The sequence below is a fragment of the Bacillus mesophilus genome (assembly GCF_011008845.1).
Lineage (GTDB): Bacteria > Bacillota > Bacilli > Bacillales > SA4 > Bacillus_BS > Bacillus_BS mesophilus.
Window position 1 is genome coordinate 620,088 of record NZ_JAAIWM010000001.1, and the last position, 19,147, is coordinate 639,234.

Here is a 19,147-nt window from a genome sequence, read left to right on the forward strand (position 1 = left end):
AAATGCATAGGCTACCGTGTTAAACATTTGTATTATGTACATCAGATAGCAAACTATCCCTTTTTGTGGAGTTGTTTCCATTGCAAATCATGTATCTCAGGAATTATTGTTTACTAATGTTGGCGAAATAAACAAAACCTGAATATAAAAAAAAAAATCCAAAAAAGGGAAACCTTTATAAAAAGGTTTCCCAAACTAGTTTATATTATTAATAAGTTCCTTCTCACTATCTTTATCTCTGTACATTACTTGAGATTTTACTTAGCACTACTGTAGACATTGCATCAACAAATTCTGGCTTAGCATTTGGCATTTCAGGTCTATAGTAGCTCACACCCAGTTCATCTGTAACTGTTTTACATTCAACATCGTTATCAAATAATACTTCTAGATGGTCTGATACAAACCCAACAGGTATATATACAAATGCCTTATATTGCTTTGCCTCGTATAAATCTCTAGTTAGATCCTGAACATCTGGCCCAATCCATGGTTCTGGAGTATTTCCAGCACTTTGCCAGCCCACCTCATAAGCCGTAATTCCAGCTTGCTTAGCAATTAAATCAGCTGTTTCTTGTAGCTGATTAGGGTACGGGTCACCAGCAGCAATAATTTTCTCAGGAAGACTATGTGCCGAAACAATTAAAACAGCATGATTTCGCTCATCCTCAGTCATTGAGGCATATGTAGTCTGAAGTTGATCCACCCAATATTGGATAAATTTAGGCTCATTATACCAACTTTCAACACTATAAATTGTTGGTCCACCAATCTTTTCAGATTCTTCCTTAGCACGACCATTATAAGACTTGATGCTAAATGTTGAAAAGTGAGGTGCTAATACAATACTAACCGCCTCTTCTATCCCGTCTTGTTTCATTTGTTGAACAGCATCTTCAACAAAAGGTTCTATATGTTTTAATCCTAAGTACATTTTAAACTCAATGTCATCCTGAATTTTATTCAAATGACTCTCAAGTGCTTCTGCTTGTTCTAATGTAATCTTAGCTAATGGAGAAATACCACCAATTGCTTCATAGCGTTGTCTTAAATCTTCTAGACTTTCTGGTGACGGTTTTCTTCCATGACGAATATGTGTATAAAAACGTTCTAAATCTTCCTCTTTATATGGAGTACCATAGGCCATAACTAATAAACCCATTTTTTTCTTCATACTAACATCCCTTCCCCATTACATTCTAGATGAGCTATATTCATGTACAAAAGTAGTTAACTTTTTAAGTGTTTCAACGTTGACTTCAGGAAATACACCGTGTCCTAAATTAAAGATATAACCAGGTTGTTTCATTCCTTGATCAAGAATAATCTTAACACGCTCTTCAATCACATCCCATGGAGCTAAAAGGTACGAAGGATCTAAGTTCCCCATTACAGGCTTAGTAATTCCTTTCTCACGAGCTTCATTAATTTGAATGCGCCAGTCCAGACCAACCACATCTAAAGGTAGGTCATGCCATTCATTAACTAAGTGACTTGCGCCCACACCAAACATAATTAGAGGCACGTTTTCTTCTTTTAATGCCGTAAAGATTCTTTCCATCGTCGGTTTAATAAACACACGATAATCTTCTACATTTAGTTGGCCAACCCAAGAATCAAAAATTTGAAATGCTTTTGCGCCAGCTTCAATCTGTGATTTTGCATATGTAATTGTCATATCAGCCAATTTATCCATTAGTAAGAACCATGCTTTACTTTCACCGTACATGAATGCTTTTGTCTTATGATAGCCTTTAGAAGGGCCGCCTTCAATCATATAGCTCGCAAGTGTAAACGGAGCACCAGCAAAACCAATTAATGGAACCTCAAGCTGCTCTCTTGTTAATAATTTAATGGTATCGAGTACATATGGCACATCCTGTTCAGGATGAATTTCTCCCAGTTTCTCAACGTCACCTAGCGACTTAATTGGATTTGAGATGACAGGACCGATTCCAGCTTTTATATCAACATCTACTCCAATTGCGGGTAGTGGAGACATAATGTCCTTATATAGAATCGCAGCATCAACATTATACTGATCGACAGGGAGCTTAGTAACATATGCACAAAGCTCTGGTTGATGGGTGATCTCAAATAAAGAATACTTCTCCTTAATCTTTCTGTATTCCGGCTGTGATCTACCAGCTTGTCTCATATACCAAACTGGTACATGGTCTGTTTTTTCTCCTCTACAGGCCTTTAAATATGTATCATTAAACGTTGTTATTGCCATTATTCCACACCTTCCGTATCTGACTAATCTATCCATTATTTTTCTATTAACCCACTATACTATACAACATTTATAAAATTTGTGTCGAGATTGACCATACAATTCATAAAAAAGTCAAGATTTGCTTATATTTGTGGCGGTTTTATTACTTATTTAGACTAAAAGTTATAACACTCAAAGTGGTTTTCTTCTAGCTTTCATTCTAAACAGATTCAAAAAAAATGCCTCTTATATTTAATAAGAGGCTACGATCCGATTTTCGCTCTTACAGTGTTTGAAGGTGTTCCGCTCTCTTCTGTTTGTGGATTATACGGGATCACTCGATAACTTGGGAGGTTAAATATATTCACATTTTCTACATCAAACTGTTCCTCTCCTGTTACCTCCCCAATTAAACTCCACTCATTGTCCTTTTCTTCATACACTTGATACATGACGCGCTGATCTTGGACAGAATTCCATTGTAACTGAACTGTAAATAATCCAAATGCTTTGAAGGTTAGATGTGCTGAAAGCTTCGTATCTTCTGGTAATTGTATTGGCTTTTCCAATTCGGCTACTCCACTTGGTGCTATAAAGCTTGCTGTTTCATCTAATTGTGATGATGAAAGAATCTTCTTAAAAAGAGTTGTTGGATAAGAACTTCCTTTTTTCAAATAATGTTGATCATCTGTAGTATCGTATCCCATCCATAAAGCACCAACTACATCAGGTGTATATCCTACAAACCACGCATCACGCGATGCACCGGGAATGTTCGTATAGGAAGTTGTCCCTGTCTTACCTGCTAGACTTCCACCAAACTCACCAGCTCTTGCTGTCCCCTCTTCAACAACTGACTCAAGCATTCGTGTAACATACCACGCGGTTTGAGGAGAGAAAACCTCTTTTTCAACGACTTCAGTAGAAGCGATTAATTCACCTTCTTGATTCGTCATTTTTTTGATAAAATAAGGTTCTACTACTTTTCCTTCCTTAGCGAAGGCCCGATAGGCTTTTGTCATTTCTAGTGGGGAGGTCCCCTTTTCGAGTCCACCTAAAGCGATGGCTAATCCTTTATCCGGTATTGAAATCCCAGCTTTATCAATATATTTCTTTCCTACATCAATGCCAATCTTATCTAATAACCATACAGCAGGTGCATTAGCAGAGCTCGTAATCGCATCATACATAGAGATTTTCCCTTTATAAACACCACTATAGTTTTCAGGAGAATAAGTACCATAGCTCAACTTTTGGTCAACTAGCAGTGAGTAAGGGTGATAATCCTCTTCTTCTAACGCAGGACCATAAACGGCTAAAGGCTTAAGTGTTGAACCTGGTTGCCGCTTTACAATTGTTCTGTTGATCCCCTTATGAACATAATTGCGGCCGCCTACAACAGCTAATACTCCACCATCTTTGGCATCCATTAGCACAAATGAACCCTCAACAGTTTCATCGGTACCCGGGAAAAATTCTTCTTTCTTAAAGAGCTCATACGCAACTTGTTGAACTTGAAGATCAATTGGTACTGTAATCATATACCCACCCGTCATTAACTCTTCATTTGACAAGTTAAATCGCTGCTTAGCTTCTTCCATAACCATATCAATGTAAGTAGCAAAAGCAGGATTTTTAGCATAGTCATTCGCCTGTAAAGTAACAACCTTCCCCTTTGCCCTAACTGCTTCTTCAGAACTAATAAATCCCTTCTTGTCCATCATGTCGATTACAAGATTACGACGTGATGTACTCTTATCAATATCATTAATAGGAGAGTAATAAGTAGGACTTTTAGGGATTCCCGCTAGTAGCGCCCCCTCTTCAAGAGATAACTCTGAAACAGTTTTATTGAAGTAAAGCTGTGCTGCCGTTTCAATTCCATAAGCACCATGCCCAAAATAAATCTGATTCAAATACATTTCTAACAACTTCTTCTTACTATATCTTCGTTCAAGATTAATGGAGATGATTGCTTCCTTAGTTTTTCTTAACCATGTTTTCTCATTAGAAAGAAATACATTTTTAGCAAGTTGCTGTGTGATGGTACTGCCGCCTTCCACTTTACTACCTGCAATTAAATCTTTGTATAGTGCTCTAACAATAGCTTTGAGATCAATTCCATGGTGATCGTAGAATCTTGCATCTTCAATGGAAATAAATGCCTCTTGAACATGTGATGGTATTTGATCGATCGTCACGAGATCACGGTCTTCAATATAAAGCTTTGAAATAACACTCCCGTTTTGATCTACCAGTGTCGTTGTTGAATCCATCACTAGCTTTTGTTCATCAATAACCTTATTTCCAGCAAGTAATATGAAGATATAGCCTGTTAGTCCGATAACGAATGTCAAAACTATAGCAATTGCCCCAACTAGTAGCTTTCGTTTCATATTTTGCCACCTCTTTTTCATTACGTCCTACTATCATACACGAATACTATTTTAACTTTTCTCTTGTTACAAGATTCGTTTTCTATCCTTTTCCTCATTTAGTATCCTATAAACCTAACCTGATTATGTATGAATTTCCAAAAGCACCTAATTTTACTTACTGCCTAACAATCTATATAATGTTCATAAGGAGGGTTTGACATGAAAATATACATAACAAGTGGAACACAAGATTATTTACAAAAAATTGTCGATGAAAACGAAGGACAAACTTTAATCCTACTGCAAGATATTGATGAGCAAACCATGTTACTCCATGAGACTAACAATGAAACTATATTTAATGAAGGTAGAGAATATGAAGTTCTAGATCAAACCGGTGAATTAACGAGTACTGGTTATGCTGTTTTAAACAATATACCTGTAACAGACGAAGGGCGTCCTTTATTTGAATATCGTTTTAAAAACCGCGCACGTATGGTTGAGGATGAACCTGGATTCGTTGCAATTCGAGTGTTACGACCACTAAACAGCGATACCTATATTATTTTAACTCTATGGCAAAGTGAAAAAGACTTCCTTAGCTGGCAAACCTCAAAAGCATATGATCACGCTCATAAAAAGCGTGGGACAGCCGAAGGTGTTGATCAGCAACCTATTTTCCCAAGGCCTTCATACGCAACAAAATATAATATCGTAGAATTAAAATAGGAAATAGAGGCATATTGAAATCTAAAGTGTACCCTTTGTAAAGGACATTTTAATCTTAATATGTCTTTTTTTGTGCTCATTTCAAGTTTACCTCTTTCCTTCGATACGAAATAACGTCGAATGATACGGAATACCCTCAGATTATTTCCATGGAAATACAAATAACCGACAAAATATCACCCTACTTTTTTAAAACCTACATTTCCATACTAAAAAGTCCTTCGTTTTCACTTTTTTCAGCAAAAAATATCAAATAAATGCGTAATCACCCTCTCACACGATTCTGCTTCCATCATATTCAGTAGTTTTCCTGCATCAGAAGTCATAGCCGTTAGCGTGCCATTAGTGTTTATTCTGGGGATTGTTACGACCATCGTTACCCTCTCCTTACTTTTCCCACCTAATTGTTCATTATGGGCCCCTCAAGAGGTTCCTTTTTTAAAAGATAAGAAAGTATTTAATTTTAGTGTTGTCCTTAAACGGATTTTTGTAGTAATCCCGCTCCAGCACCTCGAGGTCAAATAATGCGAACATCTGCATGGTTATCTATTTTTCTAGTTAAGGTATGAATTGGAAAGCTACTAAATATCCATACTACATTCATATCATGATTATCCATTCTAAAGAAGGGTACCTGAAATGAAAAAACTAACAGACTGGGTAAGAGAAAGTCAAAAGCAACAGAATAAACCAGAAGTTCAGCCTGATAAGAAAACGCCTTTACAAAGGGACCTAGCCTTTTCTATTCAAAAGATTAAGAAAGATATAGGACAAAGTCCGGATGTCATTATTCGAGAGATGGTTATTGGAAAGGAAACGAAAACGAAGATTGCTGTCATTTATATTGATGGACTTGTTGATAAACAGTTTGTGCATGAATTTATCCTTACTCCTTTGCTTTATTCTATTAGAGAATCTTGTCTCGGAGACGTTAGTTTAACTGGAGAGTCATTTTATGAAATCCTTAAGGACTACTCTCTAACAATCGGTGAACTGACAACCTTAGAAAGTTATGAGGATGTACTTAATAGGGTATTATCTGGAGATACCGTCTTATTCTTAGATGGTGAGGCTAGTAGCTTTTCCCTTGGAACAAGAGGATGGGAAGGTCGCGGAGTAGAGGAACCTTCTACAGAACAAGTGATTCGAGGACCAAAGGAAGGTTTTACAGAAACAATCCGAACAAATACCGGCTTGATTAGAAGACGAATTAGAGATAAGAATTTAATGTTTGAATACGTTCAAATAGGAAGGCGTTCAAAAACAGATGTATCTATCGCTTACATGAAAGACTTAGCGGATGAAAAAATAATACAAGAGGTCAGAGACAGACTTTCACTAATTGATATTGATACTATTCTAGAGGGAGGGTACATCGAAGAATTAATTCAAGATGAGACGATGACTCCTTTTCCAACTGTGTATAACACAGAACGACCGGATGTTGTGGTTGGTGGGCTCATGGAAGGAAGAGTTGCTATTATAGTAGATGGTACTCCTTTTGTTTTACTTGTTCCTGCCTTGTTTATCCACTTTATGCAATCAAGCGAGGATTACTATCAACGTGCCGACATATCCACATTAATACGTTTGTTGAGGTTTACCGCATTTCTTATGTCATTATTAGTCCCATCTGCCTATATAGCTGTGACAACCTATCATCAAGAAATGTTACCTACTGCATTACTTGTCAGTCTTTCAGCTCAGCGAGAAGGTGTACCCTTCCCTGCAGTTGTTGAAGCCCTAATCATGGAGTTAACCTTTGAGATATTACGAGAAGCTGGACTTAGAATGCCACGTGCCATTGGATCAGCTATTTCTATCGTTGGAGCCCTTGTAATTGGACAAGCAGCCGTAGAAGCTGGACTTATCTCTGCAACAATGGTCATTGTTGTATCCTTGACAGCTATTAGTAGCTTTGTTATTCCAAAATTCAATATGAGCATATCTACAAGAATCTTACGGTTTGGGTTTATGATTCTTGCGGCTACATTTGGGTTATTCGGAATTATTTTAGGACTCCTTGGATTAGTATTTCATTTAACAAGCCTTCGCTCATTTGGTATTCCCTACATGGCGCCTTTTGCTCCAATTATAACGAGCGATCTTAAGGATACATTAGTCCGTACGCCATTATGGAAAATGAATACGCGTCCAAGACTTATTAATCAAAAAGATATCATAAAAAACAAAACACCAGAACCAGATACTAAAACTTCTACAAGTCATTTAAATCAAGGTGATAAGAATTGATATTGTCTAATAAAACAAGAGCAATTTGTATAATATTAGTTTCCTGCTTGGTATTTAATCTAGCTGGGTGCTGGAGTAGGAATGAATTAACAGAATTAGCCATAGTAAGTGGGATGGGAATTGACTTAGTAGATAATGAATACATACTTACGGTTCAAGTATTAAACCCAGGTGAGATTGCCGGTAGTTCATTATCTAGTCGTTTACCTATTACCTCTTATGAATCTAAAGGAAGAAGTATATTCGAAGCTATTCGAAAACTTTCTAAACAAGCTGCAAAGCGACTATACTTCGCACATTTACGTTTAGTCGTCATTAGTGAAGATGCAGCAAAAACTGGAATTGGCAGAATGTTGGAGCTAATGTCAAGAGACCATGAATTTCGTACAGATTTTTATCCTGTAATTGCAAAAGGGGAAAAGGCATCTAAGACACTTAAGATTTTAACAGCGATCGAAAAAAATCCTGCAAATAAAATTTTCACTACATTGGATGTTTCTCATTCCTATTGGGCAGCTACCCTTGGAACAAATTTAGACGACATAATATCAGAAATGACTTTACATGGAGATAATGCTGTATTAGCTGGTATTTTATTGGAAGGTAATCCTGAAATCGGAAACAGATTAGATAATGTGGAGATGATTCAGTCTGCAGCATCCATTAATATAGATCATTTGGCAATTTTTAAAGGTGATAAGTTAATTGGATGGTTGAATGAAGATGAAAGTAAAGGTCATAACTATTTAACAGATAATGTGGATAGTACAGTAGTAGTGGTGGATTGGAAAGATGGTACCATCACGTTTGAAGTTAGAGATACAAAGTCAATGGTTAAAGCAACTATTAAAGATAATGAACCTCAGATACTCGTAACCCTTTCGACTGAAGTAAATGTTGGAGAAGTACAAGCAAAGGTAGATTTACTGAATGAAGAGACGATAAAAGAGCTTGAAGAAGAAATAAGTCGCAATCAAAAAGAAAAAATAATGGGAGCTATTGAAAAAGCAAAAGAAATGCAATCTGACATTTTTGGTTTTGGTGAACTGATACATAGAAAGGACCCTAAGCTATGGAAGAGTATAAAGGAAAACTGGAATGAAGAAGGTTTTGTGAATGTAGATGTGGAACTTGAGGCCACTACTAGCATCAGACGACTCGGCACGACTAACGAGCCATTTCTTAATGAAATACAAGGTGGGTCATAATGTATGATGTATGTTAAACTCCTATTTTTTTTACTCATCGTGAGTACAATCTATTATATAGAAACAAAAAAGTTAAAAAGAAGAGATATGAAGAAGGAAATGAAAATATATACAATATTTCTAATGTTCTCTTCGGTCGTGTTTATTATTGAGTTAATGGAAATTGAGGTCCCCAACCCCTTAGAAGGAGTGAGAGTGATCTTTGAACCAATAGGAAGAACAATTGAACAGTTGTTTACGAGTGGAGGGTAACAGGATGAACAATGAAACCGTTTATATAAGTCCTCGTCAGTTTTCCATCTTAACATCGTTATTCGTAGTGGGTAGTGCAGTATTGTTTATCCCTACTATTTTAGTGGGCGCTGCAAAACAAGATGCATGGATTTCTGGTCTATTAGGAATTTTGTTTGGAATTTTACTAGCATGGTTTTATGGGAATTTGAGTAAAATTGATCCGGATAAAAGTTACATACAATTGTGTATGTTTTCATTTGGAAAATGGGGAGGGGGGCTCATTGCCATCCTTACTTTTACATTTCATATCATTTTATCTTGTTTACTTTTATTTGATATTGGGGATTTTTTATTGACACATATCCTAATTGGCACTCCCATAGAAGTAATTTACTATATGTTCATTCTTGCAGTAGTGGTTTATAGTACTAGATTGGGAATTGAGCCAATAGCCCGCTCTGCAGAAATTTTTTTCCCATGGTTATTTATGCTATTTATTTTAATTTCGTTATTTTTATTACCTCAGATACAAGGTATAAATATCTTACCAGTTTTTGAAGATGGCATCCTCCCCATTCTTAATGGAACCTATTTTTTCATTGGTTTCCCTTTTGTAGAGATGATTCTATTGCTCATGATTACTCCCCACATTTATGATAAAACTAAGATTACATCCTCTTTTATTAATGGAGTCGTTTTAGGATCATTCATCCTTTTCGTTCTTGTAGTCATGTGTATATTAGTGCTTGGTCCAGGCTTCTCGATGAGAAATGAATTTCCTATATATGTTTTGGGGAAAAAGGTAAGTATAGGGAACTTTCTTGAGCGAGTTGAAGTAATCATTGCGATCATTTGGTTTTTAAGCATTTATTTTAAATTAACTATAGTCAGTTATTCATTTCTGGTTGGTTTAAGTCAGTTACTTAATATGAAAGACTATAGGCCGCTAACCTTTCCATTTGCTGTTCTAATTATCCCTTTAACATTATTGGTTATTCCTAGTAGCATTTATCTCAAAGAATTCTCAAAGCATGCTACTACCCCATATATGATATTCATTGGATTTATTTTACCATTATTAGTTTATATGGTTTCTAAGTGGAAGAAAAAAAATGAGACTTCTTGACGGTACCTAAACGGACGTTCAATTTCTAATCCTCATAACGCAGGATAATAACAGAGAAATGTAATCTTATATCTATAGACGGCTTGCTATATAAATTACACTTTCACGTAGGCACTTTCTTACGGTTACAATTGGATTGGCCGTGCGATGTTTTTAATATGAGTCATTTCCAATAGAAAGTGCCGTATGATTAACCATGATACGGCACTTTTTATTCTGATGTATTCTTAGCATTTTTCAAAAGCTTGCTTTTATTTATTTTTCTTTATGGGAAGATCTCCCTGGTATTACGCAGCCTTCTGGACCACAATCTAACCCATTTTTCAACAGTGCTTCCTCTGCTTTTTCTTTATCCAACTGTTTCTGCTGCCATTCAACATCAATGGTTGGAGAGAATTTCTCAGGATGTCGTATATACCAACGTTGCTTTCTAATCAAAAAATTATCAGTATCGAGAAGTAGAGCTTCATCTAATTCTTTTAATGCCTCTTCCTTCTTACCAGTCTTTGAATACTCCATCCCAAGTTTAAATTTTGTTTGGGAAAGTTGTTTCTCTAAATCAGTTACATTGTTTGCTGGGTTGTAATACTCATCATCTAAGACAACCTGATCCACTTCACCAGATAGTAATTTTTCTACTGCATGAACATGTTCTGGGTTCGTCACACTAAAGCCTTGTTTTATCAGCCGGATTGTTCCCTGTTTATCAATAAAGATTCCGTTTGGTACAATTTTGAATCCAAATAAATTAGCTAATATATTTTCCGAATCAACAACGGTTGTAAATGTATGATTTTCGGCATAAGGCTTTGCGACTTCTGCCCCTTGAATATCTACCGAAACCGATAAAATCTCAAAATCCTGCTCCTTGAACGTATCATAAAAATGCTGCCACCCTGGCAGTTGCTCACGACATCTTCACCATGATGCCCACATAAAAATAAGGGTGTTTTTCCCTTTATAGTCGCTGATTGCTACTGGATCACCATTTAAATTTGTTAGGGTTACGTTTTTCATCTCAGTTAATAACATAAAAAGTCCCTCCTTCAAGTAGATTATATCTGATTTTTCAGTTATTTTTCAAACTATTAGCACAACAGTTTGGTATTATTACAAAATTCAGGATGTATCTTGACAAACAAAAGGCCTTTAATAAAATAAAGGGCCTTTTGTTCTTTCTATTCGATGATTAATTCACCATTCTCTCCTTAATATCCTCCGCTACTTCTTTGCCATTTTTGATACATGCTCCAATACCAACACCAAAATAGGAACAGCCTGCTAATATCACATTCGGGAAAAGTGACTTCATCTTTTGGTCAAGTTTAGAAACCGTTTGTCCATGTCCTAAGTGATAATTTGGCATGTTCTCGTTCCAATGTGTGATTTCCACAACCTTAGGTTGATTGGTGATTCCAATACTCTTTTCGATATCAGACATTGCTTGTGATAATATATGTTCTTCATTTAATGTCTTAAGCTTTTCGTATGAGGGATTGGAGCTTTTGTAAAATAACCTTACTAACAGATTACCTTCCTTGGAAGTGTGTGACCATTTCCTACTAGTCCATGTGCAGGCATCACACTGTAATTCATGATGGTCAGGAACAATAAAACCTGTTCCATCTTCAGGTAAGTTACGGTCTGACACATCAAAACCAAGGTAAACACTAATTAATGAGGAATTCTTTAGCTGGTCGAACTCTTCGTTTAACTCTGTACTTTGGAGTATATCCTGTGTTACGTCATGAGGAATCGCAGTCACAACATAGTCAGCCACTATAGAATCATGATTGGAAAATTGGATTTCGTAGCCACTTTCCCTTTTCATGACTTTGGTAGTCGTTACCCCTTTAATGATTTCTACCTCTTTTAATTCTTCTTCAAGCTTATGAATGATTGATGATAGGCCATTCTTAAAAGTTAGAAACTTAGGTTTTGAAGATTGGAATTTCTCTTTGTTCATTGATAAACCTTTTATAATACTTCCATACTTGTTTTTATATTCTAGTAAATACGGAAGTGTGGAACCTAAGGTTAGTGTGTTTAACTCTCCTGAATAAACTCCAGATAAGACAGGAGCTATTTGCTCCTCTACTAATTCTTTCCCGAAAAAATACTCTAAGAATTCTCCAACAGAACTTTCCAACGTAAAATGCTCATTTTTCGTCTCAAAGTCTTTTAGGGCTTCCTGTTTTCCACCTTCCGAAACAAGGGTGCTACTAAATAGAGACTCTTTACTCATTGGAATCCCAAATATGGAATCAGCAGGGATAGCGTGTAACTGACCCTCTTTATAAATAAACGAGACGCCGGTTGCGTTATAAGCAACCTCATTTTGTAAATGCAATTCCTCAATTAGTGGCATGACACTCTCATGACGAGCCACGATTGAATCGGCACCTGTTTCCATGATGAATCCGTCTTGCTCAACGCTGTTAATTTTCCCTCCTAAGAATTGATTCTTCTCAACGAGGATCAATCTCATATCTAGATCTTGTTCGTTTTTTAACTTTTGTAAATAATGCATCGACGATAAACCTGTAATTCCACCGCCTATTACAACAACTGTTTTCATATTTACTCCTTTATATAGGAACTAGATTTTTTCATATCTTTATTTTATCAAAAAAACGGGAAAACTTGCGAGGACAAACATCACACTAAAAACCTGAAACCTTTATTTAGTAATCTACATAGTCTAAAATGGATATAGTATTTATTTTCCAAAATCATTAATTAAAGGTATGCATGCTGATGAAAATTAAGAGATTCACTTTTGTTGGAGGAAGAATAATCAAAACGGGAATTGCTGTATTTTTAACAGCATTTATTTGTCATATTTTAAACTGGCCAGCTATGTTTGCTGTCATTACAGCGATTGTGACGATTGAGCCTACTGTTGCTGATTCGGTAAAGAAGGCTTTTGTCAGATTCCCCGCTTCTGTCATTGGTGCGGCTCTAGCCGTTTTGTTCACTTTCCTATTCGGGGATAGCCCATACTCTTATGCGCTAGTTGCTCTCTCAACCATAATAGCCTGTCATAAATTAAAACTTCACGACGGAACATTAGTTGCTACCTTAACAGGGGTTGCAATGATTTCTACCGTTCATGACCATTATTTCGCTTCACTTTTTATTAGATTAGGAACGACTAGTATAGGACTCATTGTCTCAACTTTAGTGAACTTTTTTATACTGCCACCTAACTATTCGAAAACCATTTCAAACGAGATACAATTGCTTTTATCCAAAACAGGAGAAATTTTGGACAAGCGTGCAAAGGAGTGGTTTCACGAACAGCCTGTAGATAAAAAACTCAGGCAAGATTTTCAACAATTAGTAAAAGAAATAGATAAGACAGAAACAGTTTCTCAATATCAAAAAGAGGAATGGAAATATCACCGTGTAAGTCGTAAGGAAATTAGGCTTTTTCATTATGGGTTTAAAAAATTGGTTATCATACGTCAACTAGCCTACCATACAGGAAATCTTGTTTACCTCCCATTTTATCAATTAAAAATGGATCGTGAATGTAAGGAATTAATCCTCTGTACGGTAGCATCCATTAAGAGTATGTTAAGTGATCAAGAGTTTATTTATAAAGAGGACTTTCATGAGAACATGGAGAAAGTTAAAACTGTATTTACACAGCAAAACCCAAAAGAGGATGAAATGATTAGCACTCCGGACCATCACCATCTTATTTCACCGGAAACTGTCATTCTATATGAATTACTTTCAATCCATGACCTTATTGATGAATTATGTAGAATTAAGACATGGGAAAAAAAGTATACTGGGGTAAGAGCAATGTCACAATAAGTTAGCTTTCTATAATAAGGTCCTTCTCTCACAATGAGAAAAGGACCTTTCGATTTTAACTATGGTTTTTCACTTATTAGACACCTTGTTCCTTATATCTCCAGTGCTAAGATATCGCCCTATAGTTCTTTACCTTCTCGTTCAAGTACTGAAAACCATACAATAGTAAAGATTTAATAAAAAACAGAAGTGACAATTGGTAACTTTTTAATCGTTTTAACGTCCCAATACCTGACTTCTTTAAAAAAGATACGTAAGGATATACAAAGATTGAATCGATGATAAGATTTAGAATAATGTAAGCGAAGAACTTTCCGTATGTAAATTTTAAAATCCACATTGAACCTATTAAAAAGGGACCCCAAATTAAAGGGAATTCTCCTATTACTTTTGGGTGAATCGTCGCATGAAACTTCCACCACTTTCGCTTTTTAGCAACTATACTCTCCCCTCTCACAACTAAAGAAATGAAAAGACTTGCTAAGAAATATTTTTTAGCAGTACTTTTCCCCAATAACGGGAGAGTAAACCACGGTAGGATCATTAACAGCAATAAAAAAATTTTAGGATTTTTCATAAAACCTCCTTTTTGAAATCTTTATGTTGTTTTTCCTGAACACTATCATTTTTTCTTTTTTTCAACTGTTCCAATTGTCTCCGCTTTAGGAATATTATACAATCTACTCTTTGGTTCAAATATGGTTTGGGATGGCCAAAGTCCATGATGTCCAGAAAAGATGTAACTGGTTAGACAAGCAATAAAGAAATACTCCATTCCCTTATCACCGAACATTTCAACGCTTAATAAAAAGGCAGCAATAGGAGTATTCGCTCCGCCAGCAAATGCCGCAATCATACCCAGACCAGCTAGAAATGACATAGGCAAATCAATGAAAGTAGACAAAGTATTCCCTAAGGTTGCTCCCATAAAAAATAAGGGGATCGCTTCTCCACCGACAAAGCCCATACCAAGTGTTACCGCCGTAAATACAAGTTTAGCTAGAAAGGCGAAAGGTGGAACCTCTTCCTCGAATGATTGTTCTAACATTTCTAAACCACGACCATTATAGTCATCCGAACCTACAATTAAAGATAACACCACAATCAAAATACCCCCAATAAAGGCTCTAATCATATGATTTTTCTTTGTAACCTTCTCAGAAAAGTTTTGGATTCCGTGCCTTAGTTGACAATATAGTACACTTAAAAGACTAAAGATAACGGATACGAATATAACGGTGAGAAACATAGATATTGAAGCATTCGGAATGTTTTGTATTGTAAATTCTTCGTGCTTTACTGACCAAATTTCCTCTGAAATATAATGTCCGACAAAACTAGCAATTAGACAAGGAACCACGGCTTCATACTTCAGCTTTCCTATTGCCGTCATTTCCATCCCAAAAACTGCTCCTGTTATAGGTGCTCCAAACGCTGCACCAAATCCAGCACTTATTCCAGTCATTAGTACAACGTTCTTGTCAAATATGTTGGACTTAAAAAAACGATTTACTGCCTCTGAGATACTTCCTCCCATTTGTATAGCTGCCGCTTCTCTCCCAGTTGAACCACCAAAAATAACCGTAATAAATGTTCCTAAGTAAACAATTGGTCCCATCCGCCTAAGTACTGTAGCTTTATCGTGAATCGCATCTATAATTAGGTTATTACCTTTGGCCGCATCATTATCTTCTTTCTTCCCGTACTTCATATAAATGTAGCCAATAATCAAGCCACCTAAAGGAAGGAAATAGACTAGCCAAGAGTCTTTTTCACGAACCTCTCCTAGGTAATCGTTTAAATCCAATAAGGCTGCCGTAATCGAACCGACGATTCCACCAATTAAGACTCCTATAACAATCCATTTAGAAAGGGTGATCATAAATGTTTTATACTCAAGTTTTATATTCATCTATTTTTCCTCATTTCAAATGCTCTGGTGGATCTTGGACATGTTTGTTATTTGCTACCTCAGAAAATAAATCATTTGACTGCACAGAAGGAGTTTTAGGTACTAGACTAGAATCGGAAAGTTTACTATCCTTAATGGCTGCTAATATTTGTTGAATGTCTTCCTTGGTAGCATATTCCTTTTCCGGCTTAAGCTGATATCCTAATTGACCGTTAGATTCTATCGTAGCCCATTGTAAGTCGGTGATCCTTGGAATACTTTGCTGCCGTAATCGTACTTCGAGCATATCAACGGTTAAACGTAGTCGCCTTAAGTTCCTAACATTCAATTGGCCATTTTCAACCACCATTACCGATTTGCTATAAAAGAAGCTTTCGAGCTTATCAAATTTCATGACTAGATACTCTACAAAAATGAGTGTAAGTACAAGTAATAAAGTAATAACCATTGTAATCCAGATGTTTCTGTCACCCACCGGCTGAATTATTAATGAACCTACAGCAACCATCATGACAGTCTGTGCAACTGTAAGCTGTGAGATTGATTTTCTTCCTGCCAAACGCAAAATTAGAATTCCACCAATAACAATGACGATCGCTTTCCATATAAAATTTAAATCCAAACTGATTAACCCCCAAAACATAATTATTTATCCTAAATATGTTAAAGGTAGTATGGCTCATCATTTATGGCATTATGACTCACTTTTAACTGTGACTAAAGACACGACTAAAAACAGAGAATAAATTTAAATATTTGGGTAGTAGAATTAAAATATGGGTAAAACAAACGTGGAGTTGAGAAAGATGGATGAGGTAGATAAAATATTTTTCCACCACAGTCCCTCTCCTTCCCCTAATCTAGGTTTACACTTTTAATGACAAAAATGGACAAGTGACTGCCTTGACACCAAGTGTTACTATAATAAGTAAACTAGGAACTAAAGCAGGTGAAGCAATGCTCAAAGGGATGGACATTCAATATAAAAATGATGTGTTAGAAACGATTATCGACAGTGCCTATGAATGGATCGTCGTTGTAAATAAGGAAGGACATATTGTTTATATTAATAAAAATTACTGTGAATTCATCGGAATAAACCGTGAAGATTCAATAGGGAAGCATGTGACAGAAGTAATTGAAAATACTAGAATGCACCTAGTTGCTCAATCTGGCAAAGAAGAGATTGCGGACATGCAATTAATTAAAGGAAATTATATGATTGCAAACAGAATTCCCATTTACTCTAAAAATAAACTGATTGGTGCACTCGGTACTGTTATTTTTCGTGATACAAATGAATGGAATAAAATGAGTAGTCATATTAAGAGCCTTATGCCACAGCTGCAAAACTATCTCAAGGATAGACTCGAACACCCAGGAGTTAAGTACACCTTACATGACATCCATTCTGTTTCTAAAGTAATCAATGATCTTAAGCAAAAGGTTAAAAATGTCGCCTCTAGTGATATTTCCGTGTTGATTCGTGGTGAAAGTGGAACAGGAAAAGAGCTTTTTGCTCATAGCATCCACCAGCTTAGTGAACGAAGTCAAAAACCATTCATTAAAATAAACTGTGGTGCTATTCCAGAGCATTTATTAGAATCAGAACTGTTCGGTTATGAGGATGGTGCGTTTACAGGGGCAAAGAAAGGCGGCAAAAAAGGAAAGTTCTTACTAGCTGATGGCGGAACCGTGTTTTTAGACGAAGTCGGTGATATGCCACTTCACATGCAGGTAAAGTTATTACGTGCCCTTCAAGAGCAAGAAATTGAGCCAGTTGGTGCTGTTAAACCAACTCCAATAAACATCCGTATCATCGCTGCAACTAACAGACCCTTAGAAAAAATGATTGAAGAGAAACGATTTCGTGAAGATCTTTTTTACCGTATAAATGTAATTCCTTTTACTATTCCCCCATTACGTGAACGGATCGAAGACATCAGTCATCTAATGAATCATTTCTTAGACAAAATAACAAAAAGATCAGGAAAGCGAATTACAAAAATCGATGATCAAGTAAAAGAATTATTCTACCAACATACTTGGCCAGGGAATATACGAGAATTTGAGAACGTAATGGAAGCAGCCATTCATCTTACGAATGGAGAGGTCATCACAACATCATCCTTACCACAATATTTAGTGACCGAATCAAAGTTATTCATAGGGCAACGCTCCTTAAAGGAAATGCTAGAGGATACAGAAAAACAAATACTAGTAAAGACAATTGAAAGGTTTGGCCATGATAAACAAGAAGCAGCAAAAGCTTTAGGGATTAGTAAGTCAAGTATGTACGAAAAAGCAAAAAAGTTTGACCTATAAATGAAAGCACTTTCAACCATTCCAAGATTCCGGAAATGATTCCGAAAAACCGGAATGGTTTTATTGTTGCCACACCTGATTTCCACAGCATTCTTACCTTTAGTATTCCGGAATCCTGGAAAAATAGAATACTTGTGCAAATGAAAATGTGAAATAATTATGAACATAGCAGCTCTCTCTGTAGTTGGCACACTTCTTGCTTTATATAAAGATATGAAAATAGGAAGGAGGAAAAACATGAAAACAGTACATACATCTTTTGTCGAAGCAGTGAAGGATATTCAGGACGGTGCAACCCTAATGGTAGGGGGATTCGGATTAGTTGGGATACCTGAAAACCTCATACTAGCTCTAGTTCAAACTGGCGTAAAAGACTTAACGGTCATTTCTAACAATTGCGGTGTCGACGATTGGGGTCTAGGTTTATTATTAAAGAATAATCAGATTAAGAAAATGATTGGTTCATATGTTGGTGAAAATAAGGAGTTTGAAAGACAGGTTCTTGCAGGGGAATTAGAAGTTGAGTTAACTCCTCAGGGTACACTTGCAGAACGAATTCGTGCAGCTGGCGCTGGAATACCTGCTTTTTACACTCCTGCTGGAGTTGGTACTCCTGTTGCAGAAGGTAAAGAAGTTAGAGTGTTCGCTGGGAAAGAGTACATTCTAGAAACAGCATTGCATGCGGATTTCAGTCTGGTTAGAGCTTATAAGGGAGATTCAATGGGCAATCTAATCTACAATAAAACAGCTAGAAATTTCAATCCAATTATTGCTGCAGCTGGTAAAGTTACAATTGCAGAAATTGAAGAGCTAGTAGAAGTTGGAGACCTGAATCCAAACGATGTGCATACACCAAGCATATATGTCCAGCGACTCATTGTTGGTAAACAAGAAAAAAGGATCGAAAAATTAACAGTTTCCTAGAAAGGAGGAACACCC

The 19,147-nt window shown here is 36.3% G+C and carries 18 protein-coding genes and 1 pseudogene; 8 read left to right on the forward strand and 11 right to left on the reverse strand.

Annotated features, from left to right (window positions below; translation table 11 throughout):
- Positions 1-232: 232 nt before the first annotated feature.
- From hemH to G4D63_RS03150, 3 genes are all read right to left on the reverse strand, one after another.
- Entirely contained in the window at positions 233-1,174 is a 942-nt protein-coding gene (gene hemH / locus G4D63_RS03140) for a ferrochelatase (RefSeq protein WP_163177595.1), read from the reverse strand.
- Positions 1,175-1,192: 18 nt separating this feature from the next.
- Positions 1,193-2,236, reverse strand: a complete 1,044-nt coding sequence (hemE, locus tag G4D63_RS03145; RefSeq protein WP_163177597.1) for a uroporphyrinogen decarboxylase — start codon at positions 2,234-2,236, stop codon at positions 1,193-1,195.
- Between the two features lie 245 nt (positions 2,237-2,481).
- Positions 2,482-4,614: a transglycosylase domain-containing protein gene (locus tag G4D63_RS03150; RefSeq protein WP_163177599.1), complete on the reverse strand. Its 2,133-nt coding sequence runs from the start codon at positions 4,612-4,614 to the stop codon at positions 2,482-2,484.
- Positions 4,615-4,815: 201 nt separating this feature from the next.
- On the opposite strand from G4D63_RS03150, the gene G4D63_RS03155 reads away from it, so the two are divergent.
- Entirely contained in the window at positions 4,816-5,325 is a 510-nt protein-coding gene (locus G4D63_RS03155) for an antibiotic biosynthesis monooxygenase family protein (protein ID WP_163177601.1), read from the forward strand.
- Between the two features lie 236 nt (positions 5,326-5,561).
- On the opposite strand, the gene G4D63_RS03160 is transcribed toward G4D63_RS03155, so the two are convergent.
- A complete protein-coding gene (locus G4D63_RS03160; protein WP_163177603.1) occupies positions 5,562-5,699 on the reverse strand; it encodes a hypothetical protein in 138 nt (45 codons plus the stop codon).
- Positions 5,700-5,964: 265 nt separating this feature from the next.
- Between G4D63_RS03160 and G4D63_RS03165 the strand changes: the two genes are divergently transcribed.
- From G4D63_RS03165 to G4D63_RS03180, 4 genes are read left to right on the forward strand one after another with little or no spacing between them, the layout of a single operon-like run.
- The gene (locus G4D63_RS03165) at positions 5,965-7,578 is read left to right on the forward strand and encodes a spore germination protein (protein WP_163177605.1); all 1,614 of its coding nucleotides are present in this window, start codon (positions 5,965-5,967) and stop codon (positions 7,576-7,578) included.
- A complete protein-coding gene (locus G4D63_RS03170) occupies positions 7,575-8,786 on the forward strand; it encodes a Ger(x)C family spore germination protein (RefSeq protein ID WP_163177607.1) in 1,212 nt (403 codons plus the stop codon). The genes G4D63_RS03165 and G4D63_RS03170 overlap by 4 nt, the downstream gene beginning before the upstream one ends.
- Positions 8,787-8,789: 3 nt before the next feature.
- On the forward strand, positions 8,790-9,038 hold the full coding sequence (locus G4D63_RS03175) for a hypothetical protein (RefSeq protein WP_163177609.1): 249 nt from the start codon (positions 8,790-8,792) through the stop codon (positions 9,036-9,038).
- 4 nt (positions 9,039-9,042) lie between these two features.
- Positions 9,043-10,146: a GerAB/ArcD/ProY family transporter gene (locus G4D63_RS03180; protein WP_163177610.1), complete on the forward strand. Its 1,104-nt coding sequence runs from the start codon at positions 9,043-9,045 to the stop codon at positions 10,144-10,146.
- 255 nt (positions 10,147-10,401) lie between these two features.
- On the opposite strand, the gene G4D63_RS22240 is transcribed toward G4D63_RS03180, so the two are convergent.
- The 4 genes and pseudogenes from G4D63_RS22240 to G4D63_RS03195 all read right to left on the reverse strand — a co-directional run bounded on the left by G4D63_RS22240 (position 10,402) and on the right by G4D63_RS03195 (position 12,724).
- On the reverse strand, positions 10,402-10,812 hold the full coding sequence (locus G4D63_RS22240; protein WP_338023883.1) for a hypothetical protein: 411 nt from the start codon (positions 10,810-10,812) through the stop codon (positions 10,402-10,404).
- 30 nt (positions 10,813-10,842) lie between these two features.
- Positions 10,843-11,049: pseudogene (locus G4D63_RS22245) on the reverse strand (thioredoxin domain-containing protein); the annotation flags it as partial.
- A gap of 15 nt (positions 11,050-11,064) precedes the next feature.
- Positions 11,065-11,178, reverse strand: coding sequence for a TlpA family protein disulfide reductase (locus tag G4D63_RS03190; protein ID WP_163177612.1), 114 nt, complete (start codon positions 11,176-11,178; stop codon positions 11,065-11,067).
- A gap of 157 nt (positions 11,179-11,335) precedes the next feature.
- Positions 11,336-12,724 (reverse strand): protoporphyrinogen oxidase, encoded by a 1,389-nt coding sequence (locus tag G4D63_RS03195; protein WP_163177614.1) that lies wholly within the window; start codon positions 12,722-12,724, stop codon positions 11,336-11,338.
- Between the two features lie 179 nt (positions 12,725-12,903).
- On the opposite strand from G4D63_RS03195, the gene G4D63_RS03200 reads away from it, so the two are divergent.
- A complete protein-coding gene (locus tag G4D63_RS03200; protein WP_239585848.1) occupies positions 12,904-13,971 on the forward strand; it encodes an aromatic acid exporter family protein in 1,068 nt (355 codons plus the stop codon).
- Positions 13,972-14,077: 106 nt separating this feature from the next.
- On the opposite strand, the gene G4D63_RS03205 is transcribed toward G4D63_RS03200, so the two are convergent.
- From G4D63_RS03205 to G4D63_RS03215, 3 genes are read right to left on the reverse strand one after another with little or no spacing between them, the layout of a single operon-like run.
- A complete protein-coding gene (locus G4D63_RS03205; RefSeq protein ID WP_163177616.1) occupies positions 14,078-14,548 on the reverse strand; it encodes a hypothetical protein in 471 nt (156 codons plus the stop codon).
- 45 nt (positions 14,549-14,593) lie between these two features.
- Positions 14,594-15,883 carry a voltage-gated chloride channel family protein gene (locus G4D63_RS03210; protein WP_163177618.1) on the reverse strand — a complete coding sequence of 430 codons (1,290 nt, stop codon included), beginning with the start codon at positions 15,881-15,883 and terminating at the stop codon, positions 14,594-14,596.
- Positions 15,884-15,893: 10 nt separating this feature from the next.
- Entirely contained in the window at positions 15,894-16,505 is a 612-nt protein-coding gene (locus G4D63_RS03215; RefSeq protein ID WP_163177620.1) for a DUF421 domain-containing protein, read from the reverse strand.
- 335 nt (positions 16,506-16,840) lie between these two features.
- Between G4D63_RS03215 and G4D63_RS03220 the strand changes: the two genes are divergently transcribed.
- A complete protein-coding gene (locus G4D63_RS03220; RefSeq protein ID WP_163177622.1) occupies positions 16,841-18,208 on the forward strand; it encodes a sigma-54 interaction domain-containing protein in 1,368 nt (455 codons plus the stop codon).
- 237 nt (positions 18,209-18,445) lie between these two features.
- A complete protein-coding gene (locus G4D63_RS03225; protein ID WP_163177624.1) occupies positions 18,446-19,132 on the forward strand; it encodes a CoA transferase subunit A in 687 nt (228 codons plus the stop codon).
- The last annotated feature ends 15 nt before the right edge of the window (positions 19,133-19,147 follow it).